Source organism: Alkalibaculum sporogenes, from assembly GCF_009362815.1.
Taxonomy (GTDB): Bacteria; Bacillota; Clostridia; order Eubacteriales; family Alkalibacteraceae; genus Alkalibaculum_A; species Alkalibaculum_A sporogenes.
This window is the reverse complement of record NZ_WHNX01000016.1, coordinates 1-25,717: the sequence shown is the minus strand read 5'-3', so window position 1 is coordinate 25,717 and position 25,717 is coordinate 1. Positions and strand designations below refer to the sequence as shown.

The window sequence follows — 25,717 nt, the reverse complement described above, 5'->3', positions numbered from 1 at the left end:
TGGTTATCAGCCTTTTTTTGAATTAACATCTTTTGGGTTTTTTAGGTGGGCAAGTAATATCTTCTATATCTTCAACTTGGTGTCTTTGTGGTGGAAAGAAATCTTGTGGGAATGGTGTTAATTCTTCATTTAAGAACAATTCACAAAATACGTCGCTAATAGGAGCTACTTCGTCACACGGTTCTGGAATTTCACAAAAGCCAAATGTAGGAATCTTTAATTGTACTTCTGATAGCACTTTTATAATTATAAAGAATCCTATACTCAATTCTATGTTATCACTACCTATGAACCTTACAAGATTATGATCGCACTCTGCTAATGATTCTGCATCAGCAATAAATCTTCCTTGTCTTAAAAAATTAGCTGGAGCATATACTATAACATCAATTGGGAATCTTACTTTATTATCTTTTTGTTCACACCCATCGATTATAGGATGTGCAGCTAATTTAAATATTTCTCCATCACATTTACGTCTAACTACAACGTATATAGGTACAGCAACTACCCCTCTTAGTTTCGCATAATATTCATCTACTTCTGTAAATAGCGGCACATGTTTTATTGGCTCTATACTTGCATCACCAAATTCGCATCTTACAAACTTATAATCGCAACTATTACCTGTTGGATAATCTAAGTCAAATAATTGGTCTTCTATACATTCTCTTAACTGACAAGAAAAATAGACCTTTTTTACTTTTAAACAATCGACCTCGTATTTTTTAAAACCACCGCCACCTATTCCTTCTATTCTTGCGTCTTCCATGTAGTTAACCTCCTTTTAAATTTTCTACAATATTATATGTTTAGGAGATTAATGTGTTACAGAATAAAGAGAAACTTACTTCACTGTTTATTAGCTTTCACTAATTCTATTTGGCTTTCAAAGAGTTGATTTTGTAAATCTAATATAGTTTTTCTGCTCTCTTCTATATCAAACTTGTATTGTCTATTTTTTTTATTGTATTGTTCGATAAGATCTTTCGACTTAATGAGTTCTTTTTTTAGTGTATCTCTTTCTTTTTTCATCTCACTATTTACGTCATTATTTTGTTTATTATACTCTTTGTAAGTAGTCAATTGTTCTTTTAAATCATTTACATCTTCTATACTCTCGAGTTTTTGTTCTAATTTTTCATTTCTACTATTTAATTTAATTATCTCATCACAAAAGTTAATACAACTGAGTATAAGTACCATACTCCTATTCATTAAAGGGTTCGATTTTTTAACAATTGACATCATATCATCAACCATTTTACTAATTTCATCTATATGTTTCTGATCTATAGTTCCAAGTAGAGTATATTCAACATCCTGAATTTTCGCTACTACTTTGCTCTTATTTTCCATATCTATACTCCTATCTATATTAATCAAGAATACTTTAATTTCTATATTTAAAGCCTTTAGTAACCTGATGCAAACTATGTTTGCTAATTGAATATCCTCAAACCCTTTGGGGTCTCGGTCATTGCACTTGTTCCCTTGAGAAGTAAGAAGTAAGTTGCCAATCTGCTAGTGTGAATACCTACCATATTAATCATTATAATATTTTTTCCTTTAAAAAGAAACATATTAAAAAAACGAACTTTAGTTTTATAAACTATTATTCGTTTTACTTAATAATTAATATTAACTTTCTCTTAATAACTTAATCAAAGAAAGCTTCTGTCTGCTTACCTGTATAAAATCCATGCATCATCTCTAACTGTTCTTTAGTAATTCTTGGAGTTGATAAAGGTGGCAAATTGTCTAGAGAAAAGTACTCAACTGCAAGTGTCTCCATCCCTGGTTTTTCTATCCCACCTATTTTTTTGCACAAAAGGAAAATGGTATATAAATAGTAAATATTTCTAGGATGATTGTAGTGCTTTTTATCTAATACTCCTAGTAATTTAACAGGTTCTACTTCGATACCTGCTTCTTCCCAAGTTTCTTTTACTGCAACTTCAGAGGGTGAAAAACCAACATCACAAAAACCACCTGGTAAGGTCCAAAGATTATCTACCTTTTCTTTGACAAACAAAAATTCTCCTTTATCATTAAATACAACTATTCTTAAATCAACCTTAGGTGTTATATAAAGGTCGTCTGCACTTAATGACAAACTAATTTTTTCAGGTTCTTTATCACATATCAAAGATATAATATTTACACTTGCTTCCATTATTTGATTGTATCTATCAATTTCATATTCATTTTCAACATAATATAATCCAGTTTTACAGTAACTTTGTATTTGTTTTGCCCATTCTAAAATGTCATTTTTCATACCAACATCACCCCTTCGGTATATCCTTGTTTTAAACTTTAATGGGAATAAAATCCAATATAACGATAATTTTGAGGTATCCCATCCATTTTTGTATCAGTCACTACATGCCATTTTCCAGTAATATTAGCATCCCTCATCATCAGTTCAACATATAGCATAATAATACCTGCATCTAATAAATCTAATTCATCATTTACACCAGGATCACGTCTAATTGCCAAATACAAATGATCGCCTTTAAGTATAAACCTCCACGGTTGTCTGTTATAAGTAGAAGGAGCCATAACTGCATAATGAAATATATCATTCATTTTCATTTCAATCAATCTATCTACAGACATATTGTTTCCCCAAGAGTCTAAGTATACAATTTTATCCATAGTAAGTCTTGTAGCAACATTATTTTCTACCACTTTCATATCTGTCTTAGAGTAGTTCTCACCAAAGTGAAACCTATTAATCACTTTCACTTGATTGTTATCATATCCTATAGCTATTAAAGCTGCCGCTTCTTTATCATCCGCTATATTTAATGCTAATTTAATGATCTCACCATCTTCTGGAATAGCTATCCAACAGGAATCTATTCCTAAATCTTCTAACTTTAAAATCATATTTTGTACATAGTATCCCACATTTATCTGGTGATCTTTTGTATTGTCTGTTGAAAATAATATATACTGAGGAGCTTTAATCATGATTCCATTAAATCCTGCCATTCCCTCTAAAGCATGATAGACTTCATGGCCATCTTGAAGTAGTTTCATTTGGATTTTTTGATCTGGAAAAATAGTTGTAGAATCACTACTATATTCTGACACTTGTTCAATTATTTTTTGAGGTACCTCTTTATCTTTAAAATCTCTAGTTGATTTTGACTGTTCAATCAGTTCTTTATAATTCATCTATATACCTCCCTAAAGTATTATTATTATTTATACCCTAATATTAACTTTTTAAAAGTTGTATTCAATGACAGCTTCAATTTAAAATCTTTATCATTGATATTATTTTACCACACATTCTCTGAATAGCAAAGTTTACCATAAAGTAATAAAGAATATAGTTAAACTCACTAAATCTTTTATCATATATATAGTATCAAATAAAGAAGGTCAGCAATTTCATATAAATAAGTGCTTTCTCAACTTATAATATTACTATAACTTATTAACATATGCATTAACCAACTAAATATCATAAATAAACAGGATGTAGAAATCATCAGCCGATTCATTTCTAAGATATCTGCAATGTCAACTGATTTATATTCATCACCTATTGTAGGCTTGTATATTTCTTTTCCAGAGTAAGTATGAGTTCCACCTAACTGTATATTAAGTGCACCTGCTGCTGCTGCTTCTGTCCACGCTGAATTTGGACTTGCATGCTTGTTATTATCCCGTAATAATATCTTTAAAGAAGCTCTTATATCTAAATTTACTATAAAAGAAGCAAATACCATTACAAAACCAGCTATTCTTGCAGGAATAAAATTCAATATATCATCCATTTTAGCTGACGCCCATCCATAGTCTATATACTTATCATTTTTATATCCTACCATAGAATCTAAAGTACTCACTCCTTTATATGCCATAGCGAGTATTGGGCCTCCTAGAAATAAAAACAAAAGCGGTGCTATTATCCCATCAGTAGTATTTTCTGCAACAGTTTCAATAGTAGCCTTTATAATCTCATCTTTTTTTAATTCATTTGTATCCCTACCTACAATAAACGCCACTTGTTTTCTAGCAGCTTCAAGACTCACTTCTAATGCTTCCTTCACTTTAAGAGCCTCATCTTTTAAACACTTAGTCGATAGTATTGAATAGGAGAAATAAATCACTCCCACTATATAGTAATTAGCGCCAAAATATTTTAATATTTGTAACGGTATGTATACTATTGCCATTGACACAAGTATAGTACTACACAGCAAAAAAACTCCTGCTATTTTTAATGCAAATGAAGTTTTAGCAATCTTTCTTGTTACTTTTTCTATTAAATTTATGTAATTTCCAATGAACTTTATAGGATGTGGTAAAAAATGAGGATCTCCAACAATTAAATCAATAATAAAAGCTATTAAATAATACTCCATACTCTCTCCTATTTGCCTAAATATTTTTTCATATAATATATTAGATATTCATTATCCTCTTTACTTTTCACTGCAATTCTAGTATAGTAGTCATCTAAAAATATATAATTAGAACAATTGCGAATTAATATTTTATGTTTTAGTAAAGACTTCTGTAATTCTTCAGTTTTTATTTTCTTTTGTCTAAGGTCACATAACAAGAAATTTGCTTTAGAGTCAAATACAGATACACCTAGACTCTCTAATTCATAGGTTAAAAATTGTCTCTGAATCTTATTCTCTTTAATGGAATCTTCCACATATTCTTTTGTGCTTCCCAATACATTTGTAACGTCGCAAGCAAAAGAAGATAAACTCCATGGAGTTTGTCTTTGTTTTAGTTCCTCAATTAAATTTGCATTTGCGCATATATATCCTAGCCTAATACCTGGTATAGCAAAAATCTTTGTTAAAGATCCTGCAATAACTAAACAAGGATATTTTTCAACAAGGTCTTTAACACTATCTTCTTGTGAATATTCTATAAAAGCTTCATCCACTACTACAGTAGCACCTTTTTGTTGTGCACAATCTATAATAGATAACATTGAGTCTCTAGGTATAGTTGTACCTATAGGATTTGATGGGTTGCAAATGAAAAGCATAGTCTTTTCATCTAATGCATTTATTATTTTGTCTTCTGGATAAAAAACTTTGCCTTGTTCATTAATAATCGGAATATGTACTACTTCTGATTTTTTATTTTTTGCCAATCTTAAATACTCTACAAATCCTGGCTGTAATATAGCTATCTTAGGTGATACTAATCCTTCGCTAATTAAAGAAAGAGCTCCGATACCACCACTAGTAGGTAGTATTTGCTCAGAGGGTACTCCTAGGTAGCTAGCAATATTTAAGCTTGGCAGTTCCATATCTACTTCAGGATAGTATACAATTTTATCAAGATTATTTTTTATACTGTTTATCATTACTTCAGGTATTCCCTTTGGATTTAAGTTAGCAGAAAAGTCTATCCATTGTTCAGGAGCCCCATCCGCCCAAACATTACCACCATGTATATAATTAGGCATGTTATTTCCTCTTTTCTATAAGTATAAATTATCTTTAAAATATTTTTAAAGAAGTTTCGTCATTAATTCTAAATTGCTCAAAAAATACAAATGAGGATATCCTGCTATAGTATTTTGCTTTTGTATACCACATTCCCATTGACGAAGAATTTTTTTATCTCTATACTTTTTAATTTTGTACTTATAATCTATATTAGAATCTACATTTATTAATTTAGAATGATGAAATTCATGTGCTCTAGTAGTAAATTTTTGATTATCAACTTCAACATCCATTTCAATATATCCGAACCGTTGAAGTTTTACAGTCATTTCGCAAGTTACTGGCAAAAATCCTAGCATTTCATGATATTCTCCTTCTAAATTTTTGATACCTTTAGAAAGGTACATGAAACCACCGCATTCACCATAGCACTTTCCGCCATTTTCCATATATTCAACTAAACTATTTTTGAATTCAGTGTTACTTTCTAAATCCTTGGAAAAAATTTCTGGAAATCCTCCTCCAATATACACTGAATCGAGATTATCTGGGATTTTTTTATCTGCTAAGGGACTAAATTCAATAAATTGAACACCTAGTTTCTTTAATATATCTAAATTTGCTTGGTAATAAAAAGTAAAGGCCTTGTCCCAAGCAATACCAATTTTCTTGTTTTTATAATCTTTACTATGTTTTTTTATAAAATTGTCGTATATTTTATTATTGTATTCAAGCTTATTAGCTTGCTTTGAAATTTCTAGCAATAAATCTACGTCAATGCATTCTTCTATAATATCAATCAACTTATTAATTTTATCTTCTAAATATATCAGTTCATCAGCAGGAATTAAACCTAAATGTCTACTGTACAAAGAAATATCATTATTCTTAGGCATATAGCCAATACACTTTATATTCGTATGGTATTCAATAATTTCTTTCACCAATTTATAATGTTCCTTACCTGAGACTCTATTTACTATTATGCCTTGTATATTGACATTCTGATTTAACATTTTATATCCTAGTACTACTGCTGCTGCACTGTTGGACATGCCTGTTGCATCGATTACTAAAATAACAGGCGTCTGTGTCACAAGAGAAATATGTGCACTGCTTCCGATATTTGAGGTTACTCCAAAACCATCGTATAGGCCCATAACGCCCTCTATTACCCCTATATCTTTATCCACACTAGCATTATTAACTAAGTACTTTATATGGTTTTCTTCTAGAATATAACTGTCTAAATTATATGATGGGTTACCTGTAACATATTTATGAAAACCAGGATCTATATAGTCAGGTCCTGTCTTAAATGGTGCTACTCTATATTTTCTTTTTCTTAATGCTGCCATTATACCAATACTTATAGTAGTCTTTCCAACACCACTATTCGTTCCAGCTATCATAAACCTATTCATTTATACACCTTCTGCCTAATAAATTTTAAACGGTGAGAAAGTAGGAGTTTTCTCACCGAATAATAAAGGAGGTAATAATGTCTTATCGTAAACAAAAAAAATTCCGCTTATCGTCGGAATTAGGGATTCGTTATATCTTTCTTCCCTCCGAAGATATGTAAACAGATGGTATCCTGGCTTGTGCTTCATTCTTACATCTACCTTCCCAGATATTCCAGTGGTTTTTTTAGATGTTTCGTCTGCACTTACAGTAGCGGGGGCTGCAACGGACTTTAACCGTTTTCCCATGTTTCTTTATTTACTTAATTAGATACTATCATACATCTTATAGATATACAATATCTTTTTAAAATTTAATGACGATACATAGATTTTCCTAGGAAATATTTATATCTCGACATTTTTTGATGGATCTTTAATTTGCTTTTTTTCTTTCATCCAATCTATGCATATATTTACACCTTCATTTGAATTGACAGAAAAAGCGTCAGCACCAATATAATTCGATGCTTCTATATTAACGGGATTTCCACCGATAATAATCTTTAAGTTGTCACGAAGGCCTGCTTCTTTAAGCGCATCGACAGTTTCCTTCATTGCTTCAATTGCTACTGTTAAAATACCACTCATACCAACAATATCCGGTTTAATCTCTCTTACTTTTTGTACAAATGTACTCTCTTTTTGATCAATTCCAATATCATAAACTTTAAACCCTGCTGCTTCGCACATACTTTTAAATATATTCTTACCTATATCATGTAAATCTCCGTGGACAGTTCCTAGTAATATCTTGCCAATATATTCACTTGATTCGTGAATTAAATAAGGTTTTACCATGTCTATAACCTCAGTTAATAACTCTCCAGCAAATATTAAATCACCAACAAAATACTCTCCCATATGGTATCTTTCTCCTACAATTTTAGTACCTTCTTGGCAGTAACTAATTATCTTATTAGCTTTTTCCTCTGAGGGATCTGAAGATAAATATTCGTTTATTAATCTAAAGAGTAGTTCTTCGTCTAATTCACCAAGGGCGCTAGTTATATCCTCTAAAATCATGTAATACTCCTCCTATTTATAATCCTAGATATTAATCCTTAATCTAAGTACTATATATAAAATAAATAATTTATAATACCGATTTTTCTAGCTAAAGCCAGAAAAATCGTCTAGTATATTACTTATATCTTCATTTGAATAAATACTTTAGTCAAACTATCGTGTAATCATTATAACTTCTACTTCAGAATCTAAAGCTGCTTTGACTTTTTCTACTACTCCTCCAGATTTACCACTATCTTTAGTTACAAGGTATTTTATACAATAATCACTATATAAAGTCTTATTAAATTCATAACTAAATGGACCTTGCATCCCTATAATATTTTTAGGATTATAACCTAATGTCTCACATTTTAATAAAACTTGAGATGTGGGTAAAACGCGAATTAATACTCTGTTAGGATCCAAACTTTTAAATGTTTCTAAGTTATTACTCCCTATTGCCAATAATATATTTCCTTCTTGTTGAAGTAAATAGTCGCATGCTTCCACATAATTATTCATAATAGTTATACCATCACTGTTATTTTCTTTTATAAAAGAATCTCGTTCAATGACTCTATAAGGTATATTTAGTTTTCTTGCACATTTTATCATATTTTCTGTAACATTAACAGCATATGGATGAGTAACATCTATTATTTCGTCAATTTTATTGCTATCTATATAGTTTTTCATCTCTTCAAGATTCATTTTATGACCATTTACCGTTAAGTTCTTATGGGGTTTATATAGGGATGCACCGTAAGTAGTAGCAGTTGACACTATTACTTTTTCGCCATTTTGGAGTAGTTCTTCTACAAATTCTCTACCCATTTTTGTCCCTGCAAAAACCAATTTCAAATGCTATACCCCCTAGGAGTGATAATATATTCACCATCTACAAAAGTATTTGAATTACCAATAATTACGGTAGAAAACATATCTATATCACAGTCTACCATCTGTTTTAATGTCGTAATCTGCGAATTTTGATCATCTCTAAAAGCACTTTTCACAATTCCTACTGGGGTTTGAGGAGATTTGTAATTTAATAATATCTCTTGCGTCTTTTTAATGTATTCAGTCCTAGATTTGCTTTTCGGATTATAAAGAACTACGATAAAATCTCCTTTACCGGCACAATGAAGTCTATTTTCAATAGTTTCCCACTTAGTTAACCAATCTGATAAAGAAATTGTCACGTAATCATGCATAAGCGGTGCTCCTAAAATAGCTGCACTAGAATTGCCAGCAGTAACGCCTGGAATTACTTGAACATCAAATTCTGATAGTGAATATTCTTTACTAATAATCTCTAATATTAGACCTGCCATACCATATACACCTGCATCACCACTACTCACCACAGATACAGTATTGCCCTTTGACGCAAGTACGATAGCTTCCTTGCAACGATCTACTTCTTTTCTCATTCCATTACTTACAATTTCTTTATCTATTATTAAATCTTTTATTAAATCGATATATGTATCGTAGCCAATAATAATATTACTATCCTTTAATGCATTAACTGCAGATAAAGTCATATTTTCTCTATTACCTGGTCCGATCCCAACTACATATAATTTATTCATTTACGTGTACCTCCTCTTTTTCTTTCCAAATAGATAATGTAATTCCATTATTAACTGTCCTGTTTAAAAGACACGTACCCTCCCGTGATGATATATAACCACAGGGTTCACTTACATTTCCTACCCCAATTGTTTTCATAACAAAGGATGATTGTTTAAATTTATTTTGATGCAGCGCAATTTCATCTCTATAAATAATATCTAAATCTACACCAAAGTGTTCTTTCGTCTCTAATATTCCTATTTCATATTGCTTTACATCTACAGTAGACAGTGCTCTTATAGATTTGATATGCAATTGTATTTGTTTCATAGTAGTATTTATAAATTCAATAATATCTCTTGTTTTTGTATTTTTTCTACATCCTATTCCCAGAATAATATCCTGAGGAACTAAATGTACATATGGTATCTTAATATCAAAGTTACTTTTTTGACTAATAATTATTGCACCTTCATAATTTTTATAATTTTCATAATCATCTATAGTTAAATTTTCACAAAGACACTCTTTATTTATATTAATGCCACTATTATTTATAATACATACTTTTTCTTCATTAATAATTAAAGCAGTTACTTCCTTTGCAGAAGTAAAATCTGTTATAAATAATTTATGTCTCATAGCAAATGTATCTACTGCAATTTTATTATTTACATCTGATGATGTAGTAATAATAGGTCTTGCACTAATAATCTTTGCAAGTACTTTAGCCTTTTCATTTGCACCACCCACATGTCCAGATAAAAGACTGATAATATTCTCTCCCTTGTCATCCATTACAAGTACAGCTGGATCTACTATTTTTGATTGTATCAAAGGTGCAATCATTCTAACTACAATACCACTAGCCATAATGAATAATATGGTCTTATACTTTGAATAAACTTGTAAAATCAATTCTTTTAAATCCTGTGTAGGCGCAAGTACACCTTCACATTTATACTTTTCGATTGTATAAATGTCTATACTTAATTCAGAATCACACATCTCTTTAACTTGAATAGCTTTACTTACTCCGTTCTTAGTTACTGTTACAATTGCCCACAAAATTATTTCCCTTCCCTATACATATGGGTAAAGCTTTTGTCATACAACTTAGATAGTTCATATTCATCTCCTAAAAAGTCACCCACTAATATTTGAGCAGTCTTTGTGATATTTTCTGCTTTCACCTTTTCTACAATATCCTCTAAAGTTCCAAGTACTATTTTTTCATCTGGCCAAGATGCCTTTTGAATTACAGCAATAGGGGTTTTAATTGGATAATGTACTGTTAATTTTTCTATAACTTTATCGATCATTTGAACAGATAAAAAGATAGCCATTGAAGCTCTATGAGACGCTAATTTTTCAAGTGACTCTTCTTCAGGAACTGGAGTTCTTCCCTCTACTCTAGTACAAATTATTGTCTGAGAAATACTTGGTAATGTAAATTCTTTTTTCATAGTTGCAGCAGAAGCAGTAAATGAGCTAACTCCCGGTATAACTTCACACTCGATATTTTCTTTTTCTAAAGGATCAATTTGTTCTCTTATTGCTCCGTAAATACTAGGATCACCAGTATGTACTCTAGCTACATCTTTTCCTTCTCTAATAGCTTCTCTAGTAACTGCTAATACTTCATCTAAATCCATACTAGCACTATTGAAAATTTTAGCACCTTCTTTGCAATATGTCAGTACTTCAGGATTTACTAAAGAACCAGCATAAATAATCACATCGCTTATTTCGATTAATCTCTTACCCTTTAAAGTTATTAACTCAGGATCTCCTGGTCCTGCACCTATAAAATAAACCTTACCCATATCATCATACCTCTTTCATTATATTATTTGTCGTTCTCTTTACTTTTCAGCTATCTTTCTCTAGTGCATAACTGTTATCAGTCTTTTTCTATCTTTGTGCTTTTACAATAAAAACAGGATTATGACCTTGCATCATAGTTATGTCTTTAATAGTTTTGCTTTTAGCAATAGTTACTTGTGTTAATTCATACTCGTATTTTTTTTCTTTCAAAGCTTCGATAAAATAAAATAAATTTTCAATAGTTATAAAGTTTGCTACTATAATTCCATCTTTTGAGAGATGATCATTAGCCCATTCAAGGATTTCAACGATGTTTCCCCTGCTTCCACCTACTACTATGCGATCAACTATTTTAACCCCTTCAAGAGATTTAGGTGCCATTCCATGAATTGGAGTAATATTTTTCACACCAAACTTTTCAATATTTTTTTTAATTAGTTCAATTCCTTCGTCAACTACTTCTACAGCATATACTTTTCCTAACCGAGCAATCAAAGAACATTCTATAGATATTGAACCGGTACCTGCTCCTATATCTAAAACTACACTATCTTGCTGAATCTGTAATTTAGATAAAGTTATGACTCTTATTTCTTCCTTAGTCATCGGTATTTTTCCTCTGATAAACTCTTCGTCGGGGATACCAAAGCTTGGTCTTCTTTCATCACTCATTTGTAATTACCACAACACATAAGGGATCTGTCTCATACTTTGCTGCCTCTTCTATACTTAACTTATGTATCTTTTCATTTGTATAGGAAAGCCTTTCACCAATGTAAATTTTTTTATGTGTTATTCCTTTCTTTTTCATTTCTTGAGCCATAATTTTGGGTGTACATTTTGTGTCTGTTAGAAATGCTATCTTATTGTTATTTTCTATGAGTTGTAAGTAATCTTTTTTTTCACCATGAACACTGCTAAGAATCGCATCATCCCAGGTCATTCCTAATCTTGAAAAGAAATAAGTAAAAGAACTAATCCCCGGTGTTACTACAATATCAATTCCTTTTGTATTCTTATTAAGATATGCAAGCATACTATGAAATCCTGGATCACCAGATACTACAATAGCGATTTTTTTCTTTGTATAATTATTTTGTATATAGTTAATAATTTCTTGCAAGTTATTTCTGATATATATTAACTCTTTATACAGTACATTTATATCTTCTAAATTTCTTTGGCCTCCAATAAGCACATCTGCCTCATAAATTTTCTTCATACCAATAGGTAATATATAATCAGGATTTCCAGGACCTATCCCAATAACGTCAATGTACATATCTTTCACCTCACATTTTTATAAGTACGAATAAAATATGTTAGTGGTATTAAATATTAGATTTCCTATTATTTAATCTCTGAATAGATGCAGCATCTGTTTAGCTTTCTCATCCATCCTCAAAATACCGTGTGTATTAGTAAACATAATTAAACCTATATTAGTGTAACTAGATATCTTACTGTTCATATGATAAGATACTCTTTCAAGAATTTTATCTAATACTTCCTCATAAAAGGGCTGATGTATTAATAGTTCTATTGCTTCATCTGTAGTTATACAGTGAAGGATATCTTTAGTTAATTGGCTGTCTCCCCCACACGCAGAAGTATATGCACCTAAAATCTCCATTCGAGCATCTGCTGATTTACTATGAGTATTCATAATTCCACCAGCAACTTTTATCAATTTTCCTATATGAGCAACAAAAAGAACATTCTTAAACCTTAAGGTATCAATACTTTCCAAAATCTCGCCAATGTAATTACTAATCTTTACACTATTTTTTATATTTAATCTTAAGTCCTCATTAGCAAACTTTCTCCCATAATTCCCAGGAAAAAGAATTATATTTTCTTTATTATTTGCACTAAGCACATTCATCTCAAGTTTTAGTGAATCTATTAAAGCTTTTTCACTCATAGGTTCCACTATTCCAGTAGTACCTAGTATTGATATACCATTAACTATTCCAAGTTTTGGATTAAAAGTCCTCTTTGCTATTTCTTCACCTTGAGGAGTATAAATCTGTATATGCAAACCTCCTAGATATTTGTACCTTTCAACAAGGGCTCTTGTCTCAGACAAAATCATTTCTCTGGGAACTGGGTTTATAGCAGCTTGTCCAACTGGGACTGGAAGACCTTTTCTCGTGACAACTCCAACACCTATTCCACCTGATAATACAATGCCTGGAACATCAGTAAAACTCACTTTTGAATAGATAGATATTCCGTTGGTCATATCAGGGTCATCACCACTGTCCTTTATAATTGCACAACTTACGGAATTTTCTTCTTGCTTAATATCTACTACTTCTAAATGTAAATTCCATCCTTTTGGAGTGTGGAGATCAATATGCTCAGTTTTTTCTCCTGAAAACAACATGGTTAATCCAGCCTTTGTGGCAGCAGCTGCGCAAGAGCCAGTAGTATAACCATATCTTAGTTTCTTTTCTCCTTTAATAATAAACTTATCCATATACTACCTATTATTATCCATCATATACAGTATAGCGTTAAAAATTGCAACACCTATTGTACTACCACCTTTACGACCTTGAACAACAACAGATGGTACATTTAGTTTGCTAAATTCAAATTTAGACTCTGCTGCACCTACAAATCCTACTGGTACTGCAATTACAAAATCTGGTTTAACAAAGCCTTCTTCGATCATATTCATTAGTGAAAACAAGGCAGTAGGAGCATTACCGATAATAAACATCTTAATGTTTTCTTTTTTGCAAGCCTTCTCAATAGATACTACTGATCTAGTTGTTTCTCTTTTTTGGGCTTCTTCTCTAACATCTTCATCAGATACATAGTTTACCATTTCACATCCAAATCGCTCTAAAACTCTTTTATTAATACCTGATTTAATCATATTAGTATCTACGTATACTTTGTTACCACTTTTAATACTCTTCTTAGCATTTTCTATGGGCTCGTTAATAAATTTAGTAATTTTTGAGTACTCAAAATCTGCTGAAGTATGAATTACCCTCTTAATAACTTGCAACTCATCTACACTAAAAAGTTCTTTATCTGATTTATCCATTTCTTCAAAGATAATTTCAAAGCTCTTCTTTTCAATTTCCATAGGTTGAGCAATATAATCTTGCATAAACATTTCACCTCTTTATATTATTTATAATGAATATTTTTTTATATCTTTAAGTTAAATAAGGACGGCATTTTCCGCGTGTTCTATAAATAGTTGACGGATTTGTTCTATCTCTCCCATACCTACAATAATAGAGTCTACGTTATATCCTTTAGATAAAAGTATATTTTTCCATGAATCTTCTTCATCACCTACTAAATCATTTTGTATATGATCTCCTGCTACTATCATAAGTGGCATTAGGGTTACATTTTTTATTGACTGAGATTTAGTTTTATCTATAATAGTATCTAACTCTGGGAATCCTTCTACCGTTGCTATATGTACATTATTAAAACCTTCTTCTTTAAAAACATAATCTAAACATGGATACGCTGCATTAGCATGATGCTCAGATCCATGTCCCATTAGAAGTATAATCTTATCTTCTAAGTCCTTTGGAAATATTTGCGACATGCTATGAACTACTTTTACGTAATCTTCTGTACTAGTTAAAAGAGGTCTTCCTAATTCAATTTTACTAAACTTACTTTTAAATTCGATTATATCACTATATAAACCTTCAAATTCTGACCCATTAATTATATGGGTAGGTTGTATTAATACTTCATCAAATCCCAGATTAACTAACTCATTTAACGCTTCCTTAGGATTGTTAATCATAAGTCCATCACGTTTTTTAAGCTTATTTATAATCATTTGGGATGTAAAAGCTCGAAACATTTGAGCTTCTGGAAAATTATTAGCTAGATCCTCTTCAATTTTATCAATAGTCTTCTTACGTGTCTCCTCGTAAGAAGTTCCAAAACTAACTACTAATAGCGCTTTCTTCTTCATGTAGATCTCCTTTATCTTTGACGTAGGCAAAAACGGCCCATTATTTTGTTATAATATCTGTGTGATTTATACTAGATACAATTTGTCTATTATTTAAGTCCTTTTATCAATATTATTGTGAAGTAACTTACATCTTCTTTAATCAAGCCTGTTGCAATTACTTGGCTCTCATCACCACAATTCGATACTGCATAGACTTTATCATACAAGTCGTACTTCTTTATCGCTTCATTTATAGTTTCTCTTGAACTGTTTGGCTTCATTATGATGATATTTTCAAATAAAACTCTGTATTTATCAAATTCTTCTAAAGAGGTTATTTGTGTTAATACACAGAAAGTCTCATTACCTTGAACAATAGGTACACCTAAAGCAGAAGCTGAGGCACAAAACGACGTAATTCCTGGAATAGTCACAGGCTTAATATCTACTTCTTCTAAATATGGAATCATATAAGAATATGTACTGTAAACCATAGGATCACCTAATGTTAAGAAAGCTACATTTTTACCTTGTTCTAACAATTTTGCAATTACTTCAGCATTTTCTTTCCACTTAGTCGTTAACGTGTCTTTTTCTTTTTCTAAATCAATCATGGGAAATTCTAATTCAACAGTTTCTACATTATCCTTTAAATGTGGTTTTGCAATCTGAAAAGCCTTGCTTTTTTTCCCCATTTTTGATATTGGGGCCACTATAATATCAATGTTTTTTATAATTTCTATGGCCTTTTGAGTTATTAAACCGCTATCTCCAGGCCCTACTCCTATTCCATACAAAGTACCCAACATATTTATCCTCCTTTTTTTATAACACGTCTTACAAACTGTCTAACTAACGTCTTTTTAAGTTAGAAAGTAGAAAGTTGGAAAGTTGGAACTTATATTTGTACCTACTTCACCTTGTAGCCTCGTCCAACTTCCAAATGTCCAACTAACCAACTAACAACTAACTACAATAATGACATTGCCTTTTTATTTGCCTCAAGTGTCTTTTCTACATCCTCTTTTGTATGTGCAGTTGATAAAAACATCCCTTCAAATTGAGCAGGCGGCAACAAAATGCCACAATCTAACATAAGTTTAAAATACTTTTCATAAACCTTTGTATCACATTTACTTACATCTTCAAAAGTTTGTACTTTTTCACCAGTAAAAAACACATTTAACATCCCCTTGAATCTATTGACACTTGCTTCTACTTTAAATTCTTTAATATGTTCTATCATTCCTTTTTCTAGTTCAATTGCTAGTTGTTCTATCTTATTATACATTTCAGGATTTTCTTTTAAATACGTTAAACAATTAAAACCTAAGAGCATCGCTAATGGATTTCCAGATAAGGTACCCGCTTGATAAACAGATCCTAATGGTGCAAGCATTTCCATAATCTCTCTCTTTCCTCCAAAGGCACCTACAGGCAAACCACCTCCAATAATCTTACCGAAACAAGTAATATCAGGTTTAATATTATATACTTCCTGTGCTCCACCAAAACTCACTCTAAATCCTGTGATTACTTCATCAAAGATTAGTACTACTCCATACTCCTCTGTTAGTTTTCGCAGTGTTATTAAAAATTCTTCATTTGCAGGTACCACACCCATGTTTCCAGCCACTGGTTCAATAATAACAGCAGCTAATTCTTTCCCATGAATTTTAAAAATTTCTTCTAACATTTTAGCATCGTTATATTGTCCTACTAAAGTGTTCTTTATAGCATCCTCTGAAACGCCTGAACTAGTTGGGCTACCATAAGTCAAAGTACCTGATCCCGATTTTACAAGAAGTCCATCTGAATGGCCATGATAACACCCTTCAAACTTTAGTACTTTACTCCTATTTGTATAACCTCTAGCTAGTCTCAATGCGCTCATAGTGGCTTCAGTACCTGAATTCACCATTCTAATCATTTCTACAGAAGGATATGCATCGACGATAAGCTTAGCAACTTTGATTTCCATTTCCGTAGCGAGTCCATATGTTATGCCTTCTTCAAAAACCTTTTCTATCCCTTTGTATACTATTTCACTACTATGTCCCAAAATCAAAGGTCCCCAAGAACAAATATAATCTATAAATTCATTTCCATCTACATCGGTGATTTTACTCCCCTTACCTTTACTGGCAAATATAGAACTCATTCCAACTGATTGAAACGCCCTAACAGGACTATTTACCCCACCTGGTATGTATTTGTTTGCTTCTTTAAACAATTCTTCTGATTTACTAAAATTCATCTTGTATCCTCCTTCCGTTAATTACAATATTTTCTCTAATATTATGTTTATAAAGTGAAACTTTGTTCAGTGGGGGTTTTCTTCATCCCCTACTGAATATTAGTCTAAACTATATAAATATCATCTAGTATGAACACACTAGCTCAAACTTGATTTTGTTAGTGCTATTTCCTTCGCAAAATATGTTATGATAATATCTGCTCCTGCTCTTTTTATAGACAACAATGTTTCCATTATTACGTCTTCGTTCATTAGACCTTGAGCTATTGCCATCTTTAGCATAGAGTATTCACCACTTACATTATAGGCAGCTACAGGCACATTTGATATTTCTTTCACTTTGCTAATAATGTCAAGATATGCTAGAGCTGGTTTTACCATAACAATATCCGCGCCTTCTTCTAAATCCAACTCAACTTCTAATAATGCTTCTCTACTATTTGCAGGATTCATTTGATAACTTTTTCTGTCGCCAAATTCCGGTGTTGACCCAGCGGCTTCTCTAAATGGCCCGTAGTACGAGGAAGCGTATTTTGCACTATATGCCATAATTGGAACTTGTGAAAATCCATTGTCATCTAGGTATAATCTCATATGTTTAATTCTGCCATCCATCATATCAGAAGGTGCTACCATATCTACTCCTGCTTCTGCATGACTTAATGCAGTTTTTGATAATAATGGTAAAGTTGAATCGTTGTCCACTCGTTTATCGATTATTAATCCACAATGTCCTGTAGATGTATATTCACAAAGGCAAACATCTGTTATTATATATATTTCATTTTTAAACCGTTTTTTTAATGCTTCAACTGCCCTTTGAACAATACCATCTTTGTTGTAAGCTTCACTACCACATTCGTCTTTGTGATTAGGAATACCAAATATCATAATTTTATTAAGTCCTATACTGATAAGTTCTTTTACTTCTTCTATTAGCATGTCCACTGAAAAGTGATAGTTTCCAGGCATAGAAGAAATTTCTCTTTTAATATTTTCTCCTTCTACTACAAATAGTGGATACACTAAATTATCAATTTCTAGATACGTCTCCTTAACCATAGAGCGTATGATATTATCTGCCCGCATTCTTCTAGGTCTCTTTAACATGTTATCACCCCTTACAATCTACGAGAACTTTTATAATTCCATCTATATCGTAATCTTCAGCTTCTCTGTACACCTCTAATCCTAATTCCATCATTGTTTTTGAAGTTATAGGTCCTATAGATATAAGATGGCTATTTTTTAGTATTTCTGGATCACCTATCATCTTTACTAAATTTTTCACTGTTGAAGAACTAGTAAAAGTTATGTAATCTATCTCTTTATTCATAATCATTTTTTTGATATTATCCTGAGATTGGATACCTTCGCCAAGAACTGTTTGATATACCTTCAATTCTTTAACGAAACATATTTTGTTTAATTCATCAACCAGAAAATCACGTGATTCTTTTGCTCTTGGTATAAGAATCTTGTCGTCTGAAGATAAACGGTTCTCTAACTCTTCATAGATGCCTTCTGCAATGTATTTTTTGGGTACTATATCTGCAATCAAATTATATTTTTTTATTTCTTGAGCTGTAACATTTCCAATCGCTACAATAGTTGCATTGGCTAGTTGTCTCATATCTAAGCCTAGATCAATCATTCTATTAAAAAATAACTTAACACCATTTTGACTTGTGAAAATGATATAATTGTACTCTTTTACTTTCATAATCTCGTCTGTAATAGACTTTTCTTCGCTTAAATCTTCAATCTTAATGGTTGGGAACTCTATAGGCGTTCCTCCTAAATTATAAATTTTATCTGATAGTGTACTACTCTGAGCTCTAGCTCTAGTAACTAATACTTTTTTACCATTTAACAACTTGTTTTCGAAGAAGTTTAGACTTCCACGCATTTTCACTACATCTCCAACTGCAATAAGACTAGGTGATGATAGCCCTTCTCTAAGTGTTATATCGTAAATATCGTCTAAAGTACCTACTGCAACTTTTTGTCTCTCAGTAGTTGCCCAATTTATTACAGCAACTGGTGTATTAGCTTTCATACCATTACCAATTAAATTTGCAGAAATATTTTTAAGTTCACTCATACCCATTAAAAACACCAAAGTTCCCTTTAACTTAGCTAATACTTCCCAATTTAATTCTTGGTTTTCTTCCTTTAGGTGTCCTGTAATCACATGAAATGATGATGCATAGTCTCTGTGAGTAATAGGAATTCCAGCGTATGCTAAACCGCCAATCGCAGAGGTAATTCCAGGTATAACTTCTACATCAACGCCTCTATCTATTAAATATTGACCTTCTTCTCCACCTCTACCAAATACATAAGGATCTCCACCTTTAAGTCTTGTAACTATTTTGCCTTCTAACGCTTTTTCACAGATAATTTCATTTATTTCATCTTGAGTCTTAGTATGATTGCTTGATTCCTTTCCAACGTAAATCAATTCACACTCATTTCGTTTATATGTCAATAATTTAGGGGATGCCAATCTATCATACACTATAACATCAGCATCCTTAATACATTCAAGCCCTTTCATAGTAATGAGTTTATAATCTCCAGGTCCAGCCCCTACTAAAAACACTTTACCGCTCATTTTTTTTCAACTCCTCATTAATGATTTTTGCAAGTTTATATCCTAATTCTTCTGCTTGGTCTATGTTCCCTGCAACTGCCCTATTGACTAAAGTAGAACCATCTTCATTACCAAGTAGTCCTTCCAGTTCTATGGTATGGCCTTTGATTGTGCAAAGTGCTCCGATTGGTATATGACAATTTCCATTAATTCCAGTCAAAAAAGCTCTTTCAGCAGTAACTTGAATATGTGTTTCTTCATCTTTAATACTCTCTATTATTTGATGCAGTTCTTTGTGATCCTCTCTTATTTCCAAGGCTAGTGCACCTTGTGCAGGAGATGGCAACATGATATTCGGTTTTAAAAGCTCGATATTTTCTTTTAAATCATTGTAAAAATCCAATCTCTTTAGACCAGCTGCCGCTAGAATAATCCCATCTAAATTTTGTTCCTTCATCTTACGCAAGCGAGTATCTATATTTCCTCGAATAGGTACGATATTCAAATCAGATCTTACCTTTAATAATTGATATTTCCTACGTTTACTTCCAGTTGCTATTGTAGCTCCTTGTGGCAAATCTCCTAAAGTTCTATACCCTTCCTTTAGAATAAGTGCATCTCTAAAATCTTCTCTTGGCGGTACCCAAGAAAACATTAATCCATTAGGCAATATCCCAGGCATATCCTTCATACTGTGAATAGCTAAATCTATATCTCCACTTAATAGTTGTTCTTCTATTTCTTTTACAAAAACACCTTTTTCACCTATTTTATCTAGACTTACATCTTGAATTCGATCTCCAGTAGTAGTAATAATTTTTATCTCGAATTCAGTGTCAGGATTTTTCAACTTTAATTGAGAAATTACCCACTTTGTTTGTGTCAAGGCAAGTTTGCTTCCCCTTGTGCCTACATTTACTTTCATAAATGATCTCCTTTTTATGTTTTAACTTTATTTTGTTTGTGTATAAGTTTTCATTTCAATTAAGTTCTTAAGTTCTTCTAAGTCCATTTTTACTAGTCCTTTTAAAGTACTTTTCTTCTCTTCATCACTAATCTCTTGCTTAATTACTTTTTCTCTTATAACACCTAGCAAATGTATATATTCTTCAATATCATCATCCAAATATTGTTCTAATTTTTTTTTAATATTTATACTTAAAGTTGGACTCTTCCCTGATGTAGATACCGACACAATAAGATCACCTCTTCTTATTACCGAAGGCACTATATAATCTGAGTTATTTCCATTATCTACTCGATTGCAAAAAATGTTTTTAGCTTTACAGACTTCATGTATCTGTTCGTTAATGTCAGAAGAATTTGTTGCTGCAATTACTAAATAACAATCTGTTATATATTCACTTTGAAACTTATCATTTATAAGTGTTACCAGATTAGGGTATTGTCTTTTAAGAGAATGAATTTCTTCTCTAAATTCTTTGCTAACCAAAGTGACCTTTCCATCACATTGTAATATGCTTTGTGATTTCCTGTAGGCTACCTTTCCACCGCCAAATATTATTGTTTTTTTATTTTCTATTTCTAATAATACTGGATAATACATCAAATCACATCCCAAAGAGTTCGTTTACCATAGTAATATAATCATCTAATTTTTCATGATCATCTATTTTCTTTAAATTAGAAATAGGTTTTTGAATGCTTTTTTTAAGAGCAGAATTCATCATTTTTTCGATAATTTTTCTATCCTTGATAGTAATGTCCGTCTTTTTATAAATGTAGTCAAGGGTATCTCTTTTTATTTCTTCACATCTTATCTGTAATTGTTCTATAGTAGGGTCTAACTTAGTAGTGCACTTCCATTGATAAAACTCACAGACTCCACTATCTATAATTTCCATAATAGGTTCAATTAATTGTCGCCTATAGTCTATATTTTTATCTATTACTTTTGTTAAGTCATCTATATCGTATAGTTTAACATTATCTATTTCACTTATCTCTTTTTCTACATCTCTAGGCAAGGCTAAATCTAAAATATATAATTTTTTATTTAACACTGGCATTTTTTCTTTCTTGAAAATTATATGTGGAGATGCTGTAGTTGTAATAAGAATATCTACTTCATCTAAATAGTCATATCGATCCTCATAAGGTATTGGTACAACTTCTTTAAAATCATTTAAAAGAATATTCAATTTATTATGAGTACGATTAGTTAAATACACTTTTTCAAGATTTTCATCCATAATATAACGAAGGGTAAGTGATCCCATATTCCCAGCACCAATGATTAATGCCTTCTTTCCCTCTAATGTTTTTATTTCATTCTTAAGCATTTTTAACCCTACATAACTAATAGAAGTAGGATTTTCAGATATTTTATAGGTATTTTTAACCTGTTTAGCCTTAGTTATAGCATCCCTAAATAATTTATTGAGTAATTTTCCGCTATGAAAACTGTTCATTGCATATTGTAGTGCATCTTTTACTTGTCCCAATATCTGATCTTCTCCTATAACAAGTGAATCTAGTCCTGCAGTTACTTTGTATAGGTGACGTACAGCATCCGCATCTTTCTTAATAATCAAGTATTTCTTTAAATTATCACACTGGGCATATTGTGTTAAGTAATCACAAACATGCTCTATACCTTCATTTATGTGATTCGACGAGAAATAAAATTCACTTCTATTACAGGTTGATAAAATAACCATTTCATCAATATTATAATCTTTTAAAGTTCTTACTGCTTCATCTTTTCTGGATTCTGTAAAAGAAACCTTTTCCCTTATTTCTATTGGGGCCAGATGATGATTAACTCCTATTACTGCTATTTCCATGTAATTCACTCCAATAATCAAAAAGACTTTCTTCGTTTCTAAATAGTGGAACTCCCATTTTTTTATGTACTTTCATTAGCCAAGGTTGCGAAAGGTTTGCTTTCATTAAAATATCGTCCATGGAAAACAAATCTTCTATAGGCCCATTTGCGATTACCTCTCTATCGCTTAATATATATCCATAATCACAAATAGAGTATATTAAATCCATATCGTGACTAGATATAATGACTTTTTTACCTTCATCAGATAATTTATTAATTATATCAATAATTCCCTTAGTCATGGCAGGATCGAGTTCTGCTGTAGGTTCATCAAAAAGTACTATCTCGCTATCCAAGGCGATAATTCCTGCAATAGCTACCCTCTTTTTTTGACCATAACTTAAATAATGAACTGCTTTATCCTTAAATGCATAGGCACCTGTTTTCATTAGCGCTTCGTCAACTCTAGCTTTTACTTTTTCCTCTTCTATCCCAATATTGCGAAGAGCAAATGCAACATCATCGTAAACATTAGAATGAAATATTTGTTTGTCTGGATCTTGAAATACCATACTTACTTTCTGTCGGTAATTGTACATATATTTTTTATTATACTCTAATGGTTTGTCATTAAAATATATACACCCTTGTGTTGGTTTTAATATTCCCATTAAATTCAAAAATAAAGTAGATTTACCAGCTCCATTACCACCTATTAATGCAATTTTGCTACCATTATTTAAATCGATACTAACGTCTTTTAAAGCAAGAGTATGATCTTTATATTTATAGCTTATATTATCTGCTTTTATCATAAGTACCTCCTATATGTAACTACAATTAGTCAACAAGTGCCATCCCCACTTCTCACTTCTCACTTCTCACTTCTCACTTCTCACTTCCCAAATCATACGTGAAAATCTCCATTGTATAATTTTACTTCAAGAGAAATATTTAGTTCTTCGTATCTACTCATCATTCGTGTAAACAAGCTTGTTATTAGTAGTGCTATAGATCTATAGGATATTCTTAAATTTCCATATCCAAATTTTAAATAGAGAGCTGTTTGCATTTCATTGTATTCTTCTAAAAACATCATTATAAATCTATAAATCAACATCACCATTTCAATAACTACTGTGGGCATTTTTAGAGTTTTAAGCACTCTTATTAATTGATTCATTGGTAATGTAAGAGCTAACAAATATGTTGCTGAAAGGCAAGCTATACTTCTTAACAATAATATAATACAAGTGTCTAAAGAAGTTTGAGTAATCCCAATATATATATTGCCAATCTGAATTTTATATATAAATAAGTCCACACTACTAGATATTGATAAAAGTATTGTCATTATGCTCATAAACAAGAAGGAGGACGGTATAAGCAAAAGCTTAATATACCGACCTAATTCAATACCTGCGTATAATGTCAGAATCATTGCTATCCCGACTGTAATCACTAAGTAAAATAAGATATTTTCAAAAATTATAGCTGTAAATAATAATGTTATCGATACTACGAATTTTAGCATCGGATTGATTTTAGTTAATCTATTTGTGTAAGCGATCTTATCAATTTGTAGCATTTACTTTTTTACCTCTATTATATCCTAAATAATAAGCAATAATCCCAGCACCAAAAGCAGCTTGTAATGAAAATAACATGCTTTCAATCTCACCACTTGCAGGTTCAATAAAACTTTCAAACCACGGATCGTATTCTGGAGAAATAACAGTTATCATTTCTTCTGCTTCACCATCTGCTCCACCAAATTCTGAATCTATAAATATAAGTGGCGTTACGATTAATAGTAAAATAATAGCGACAAGAATAAATTTAGTTGATTTTTTCATTTAGTATACTCTCCCCTTCATATTCTTTAATTTTATCGTAGACTAACGCTGTAATGATACCCTCCACAGTGGAAATTGGTATTTGAGTAATAGCGAAAATACCTAGAAATTTAACTAGTGAAGCTGCCACACCACCTACTGGATCTGGGAATGCCAATCCTAATTGTATAGAAGTCACAATATAAGTACATAAACTACCTAAAGCAGAAGCAAAGAAAACTGAAACTCCAATATTTACATTTCTTTTTCTTAAAATCATAAATATACCAAAAGAAACAAATGGTCCTACTACGGCCATTGAGAAAGCATTAGCTCCTAATGTCGTGATTCCTCCATGTGCTAATAAAAGTGCCTGAAATAGTAGCACAATTACTCCTATCACAGTCATAATAGTCGGTCCAAACATAATAGCTCCTAATCCTACTCCCGTTGGATGGGAACAACTACCAGCAACTGAAGGTATCTTTAATGCAGATAGTAAAAATACAAATGCACCAGCTAATGCGACTAAAAGTTTCTTATTAGGTTGATTTTTAAATATACTATTAAGTTTACGAATTCCTAATATAAAGAATGGTATCGTTATCAAAGTCCAAAATACAGCCCACCCTTTTGGTAGAAATCCCTCCATAATGTGCATTGCTTGTACTTCTCTTACACTAAAAAATGTTAAGAGTAGTAGTGAACATATAAAGATTGGTGATTTAAATCTTTTCATTCTAACCTCTCCTTTTAATTATTTAAAGCGGAGTTAGTGGTATTATTTAATAAATTTTTCATGATTTTCTTCACCCGTAATCGACAAGTCGATTCCTGGGTCGCGGACACTCGCCAAATGAAAACTTTGTTTTCATTTATTCTTCTGCTATGACAGACAAATTGGCAAGCCATTTGTCTGGCTTCGCTTCAGTTCAAGTAATCCTCACCCGTAATCGACTTGTCGATTACGGG

28 protein-coding genes and 1 riboswitch are annotated in these 25,717 nt (G+C 31.5%); all 28 genes read right to left on the bottom strand.

Annotated features, from left to right (window positions below):
* Window positions 1–22 precede the first annotated feature (22 nt).
* A complete protein-coding gene (locus GC105_RS10905; protein WP_152804673.1) occupies window positions 23–772 on the bottom strand; it encodes a hypothetical protein in 750 nt (249 codons plus the stop codon).
* Between the two features lie 80 nt (window positions 773–852).
* On the bottom strand, window positions 853–1,359 hold the full coding sequence (locus GC105_RS10900) for a cell division protein ZapA (RefSeq protein WP_152804671.1): 507 nt from the start codon (window positions 1,357–1,359) through the stop codon (window positions 853–855).
* Window positions 1,360–1,660: 301 nt separating this feature from the next.
* Entirely contained in the window at window positions 1,661–2,281 is a 621-nt protein-coding gene (locus tag GC105_RS10895; protein ID WP_152804669.1) for an NUDIX hydrolase, read from the bottom strand.
* Between the two features lie 38 nt (window positions 2,282–2,319).
* Entirely contained in the window at window positions 2,320–3,189 is an 870-nt protein-coding gene (locus GC105_RS10890) for a nitroreductase family protein (protein WP_152804667.1), read from the bottom strand.
* Between the two features lie 239 nt (window positions 3,190–3,428).
* A complete protein-coding gene (cbiB, locus tag GC105_RS10885) occupies window positions 3,429–4,388 on the bottom strand; it encodes an adenosylcobinamide-phosphate synthase CbiB (RefSeq protein ID WP_152804665.1) in 960 nt (319 codons plus the stop codon).
* 8 nt (window positions 4,389–4,396) lie between these two features.
* Window positions 4,397–5,458, bottom strand: a complete 1,062-nt coding sequence (locus GC105_RS10880) for a pyridoxal phosphate-dependent aminotransferase (protein ID WP_152804663.1) — start codon at window positions 5,456–5,458, stop codon at window positions 4,397–4,399.
* Between the two features lie 45 nt (window positions 5,459–5,503).
* Complete coding sequence (locus GC105_RS10875; protein ID WP_152804661.1) at window positions 5,504–6,865, bottom strand: cobyrinic acid a,c-diamide synthase CobB; 1,362 nt, start codon at window positions 6,863–6,865, stop codon at window positions 5,504–5,506.
* 146 nt (window positions 6,866–7,011) lie between these two features.
* A riboswitch (cobalamin riboswitch) is annotated at window positions 7,012–7,197 on the bottom strand.
* A 55-nt stretch (window positions 7,198–7,252) separates the two neighbouring features.
* Window positions 7,253–7,930: a cobalamin B12-binding domain-containing protein gene (locus GC105_RS10870; protein ID WP_152804659.1), complete on the bottom strand. Its 678-nt coding sequence runs from the start codon at window positions 7,928–7,930 to the stop codon at window positions 7,253–7,255.
* A gap of 156 nt (window positions 7,931–8,086) precedes the next feature.
* The gene (cobK, locus tag GC105_RS10865; RefSeq protein WP_152804656.1) at window positions 8,087–8,776 is read right to left on the bottom strand and encodes a precorrin-6A reductase; all 690 of its coding nucleotides are present in this window, start codon (window positions 8,774–8,776) and stop codon (window positions 8,087–8,089) included.
* A complete protein-coding gene (gene cobJ, locus GC105_RS10860) occupies window positions 8,773–9,510 on the bottom strand; it encodes a precorrin-3B C(17)-methyltransferase (protein ID WP_152804654.1) in 738 nt (245 codons plus the stop codon). The genes cobK and cobJ overlap by 4 nt, the downstream gene beginning before the upstream one ends.
* Window positions 9,503–10,561 carry a cobalt-precorrin 5A hydrolase gene (locus GC105_RS10855; protein ID WP_152804652.1) on the bottom strand — a complete coding sequence of 353 codons (1,059 nt, stop codon included), beginning with the start codon at window positions 10,559–10,561 and terminating at the stop codon, window positions 9,503–9,505. Before GC105_RS10855 ends, cobJ begins: the two co-directional genes overlap by 8 nt.
* 2 nt (window positions 10,562–10,563) lie before the next feature.
* On the bottom strand, window positions 10,564–11,319 hold the full coding sequence (gene cobM, locus GC105_RS10850) for a precorrin-4 C(11)-methyltransferase (RefSeq protein WP_152804650.1): 756 nt from the start codon (window positions 11,317–11,319) through the stop codon (window positions 10,564–10,566).
* A gap of 88 nt (window positions 11,320–11,407) precedes the next feature.
* Window positions 11,408–11,992 carry a precorrin-6Y C5,15-methyltransferase (decarboxylating) subunit CbiT gene (gene cbiT / locus GC105_RS10845; RefSeq protein ID WP_152804648.1) on the bottom strand — a complete coding sequence of 195 codons (585 nt, stop codon included), beginning with the start codon at window positions 11,990–11,992 and terminating at the stop codon, window positions 11,408–11,410.
* The gene (gene cbiE / locus GC105_RS10840) at window positions 11,985–12,602 is read right to left on the bottom strand and encodes a precorrin-6y C5,15-methyltransferase (decarboxylating) subunit CbiE (RefSeq protein WP_152804646.1); all 618 of its coding nucleotides are present in this window, start codon (window positions 12,600–12,602) and stop codon (window positions 11,985–11,987) included. The genes cbiT and cbiE overlap by 8 nt, the downstream gene beginning before the upstream one ends.
* Before the next feature lie 72 nt (window positions 12,603–12,674).
* Window positions 12,675–13,802, bottom strand: a complete 1,128-nt coding sequence (gene cbiD / locus GC105_RS10835; RefSeq protein WP_152804644.1) for a cobalt-precorrin-5B (C(1))-methyltransferase CbiD — start codon at window positions 13,800–13,802, stop codon at window positions 12,675–12,677.
* Window positions 13,803–13,805: 3 nt separating this feature from the next.
* Entirely contained in the window at window positions 13,806–14,447 is a 642-nt protein-coding gene (locus GC105_RS10830) for a precorrin-8X methylmutase (RefSeq protein ID WP_152804642.1), read from the bottom strand.
* A gap of 54 nt (window positions 14,448–14,501) precedes the next feature.
* Window positions 14,502–15,284: a sirohydrochlorin cobaltochelatase gene (locus GC105_RS10825; RefSeq protein WP_152804640.1), complete on the bottom strand. Its 783-nt coding sequence runs from the start codon at window positions 15,282–15,284 to the stop codon at window positions 14,502–14,504.
* A gap of 89 nt (window positions 15,285–15,373) precedes the next feature.
* A complete protein-coding gene (gene cobI / locus GC105_RS10820) occupies window positions 15,374–16,075 on the bottom strand; it encodes a precorrin-2 C(20)-methyltransferase (protein WP_152804638.1) in 702 nt (233 codons plus the stop codon).
* Window positions 16,076–16,236: 161 nt separating this feature from the next.
* On the bottom strand, window positions 16,237–17,523 hold the full coding sequence (hemL, locus tag GC105_RS10815; protein ID WP_152804636.1) for a glutamate-1-semialdehyde 2,1-aminomutase: 1,287 nt from the start codon (window positions 17,521–17,523) through the stop codon (window positions 16,237–16,239).
* A gap of 138 nt (window positions 17,524–17,661) precedes the next feature.
* The gene (gene hemB / locus GC105_RS10810) at window positions 17,662–18,633 is read right to left on the bottom strand and encodes a porphobilinogen synthase (RefSeq protein ID WP_152804634.1); all 972 of its coding nucleotides are present in this window, start codon (window positions 18,631–18,633) and stop codon (window positions 17,662–17,664) included.
* Window positions 18,634–18,637: 4 nt separating this feature from the next.
* A complete protein-coding gene (gene cobA, locus GC105_RS10805; RefSeq protein WP_152804632.1) occupies window positions 18,638–20,140 on the bottom strand; it encodes a uroporphyrinogen-III C-methyltransferase in 1,503 nt (500 codons plus the stop codon).
* Entirely contained in the window at window positions 20,130–21,044 is a 915-nt protein-coding gene (gene hemC, locus GC105_RS10800; protein WP_152804630.1) for a hydroxymethylbilane synthase, read from the bottom strand. The genes cobA and hemC overlap by 11 nt, the downstream gene beginning before the upstream one ends.
* A 27-nt stretch (window positions 21,045–21,071) precedes the next feature.
* A complete protein-coding gene (locus GC105_RS10795; RefSeq protein ID WP_152804628.1) occupies window positions 21,072–21,686 on the bottom strand; it encodes a precorrin-2 dehydrogenase/sirohydrochlorin ferrochelatase family protein in 615 nt (204 codons plus the stop codon).
* A gap of 4 nt (window positions 21,687–21,690) precedes the next feature.
* On the bottom strand, window positions 21,691–22,926 hold the full coding sequence (gene hemA / locus GC105_RS10790; RefSeq protein ID WP_152804626.1) for a glutamyl-tRNA reductase: 1,236 nt from the start codon (window positions 22,924–22,926) through the stop codon (window positions 21,691–21,693).
* On the bottom strand, window positions 22,901–23,725 hold the full coding sequence (locus GC105_RS10785; protein WP_152804624.1) for an energy-coupling factor ABC transporter ATP-binding protein: 825 nt from the start codon (window positions 23,723–23,725) through the stop codon (window positions 22,901–22,903). The genes hemA and GC105_RS10785 overlap by 26 nt, the downstream gene beginning before the upstream one ends.
* Window positions 23,726–23,817: 92 nt before the next feature.
* Complete coding sequence (gene cbiQ, locus GC105_RS10780; protein ID WP_152804623.1) at window positions 23,818–24,498, bottom strand: cobalt ECF transporter T component CbiQ; 681 nt, start codon at window positions 24,496–24,498, stop codon at window positions 23,818–23,820.
* The gene (locus GC105_RS10775) at window positions 24,485–24,766 is read right to left on the bottom strand and encodes an energy-coupling factor ABC transporter substrate-binding protein (RefSeq protein ID WP_152804621.1); all 282 of its coding nucleotides are present in this window, start codon (window positions 24,764–24,766) and stop codon (window positions 24,485–24,487) included. Before GC105_RS10775 ends, cbiQ begins: the two co-directional genes overlap by 14 nt.
* Complete coding sequence (locus tag GC105_RS10770) at window positions 24,750–25,484, bottom strand: energy-coupling factor ABC transporter permease (protein ID WP_193708384.1); 735 nt, start codon at window positions 25,482–25,484, stop codon at window positions 24,750–24,752. Before GC105_RS10770 ends, GC105_RS10775 begins: the two co-directional genes overlap by 17 nt.
* Window positions 25,485–25,717 lie beyond the last annotated feature (233 nt).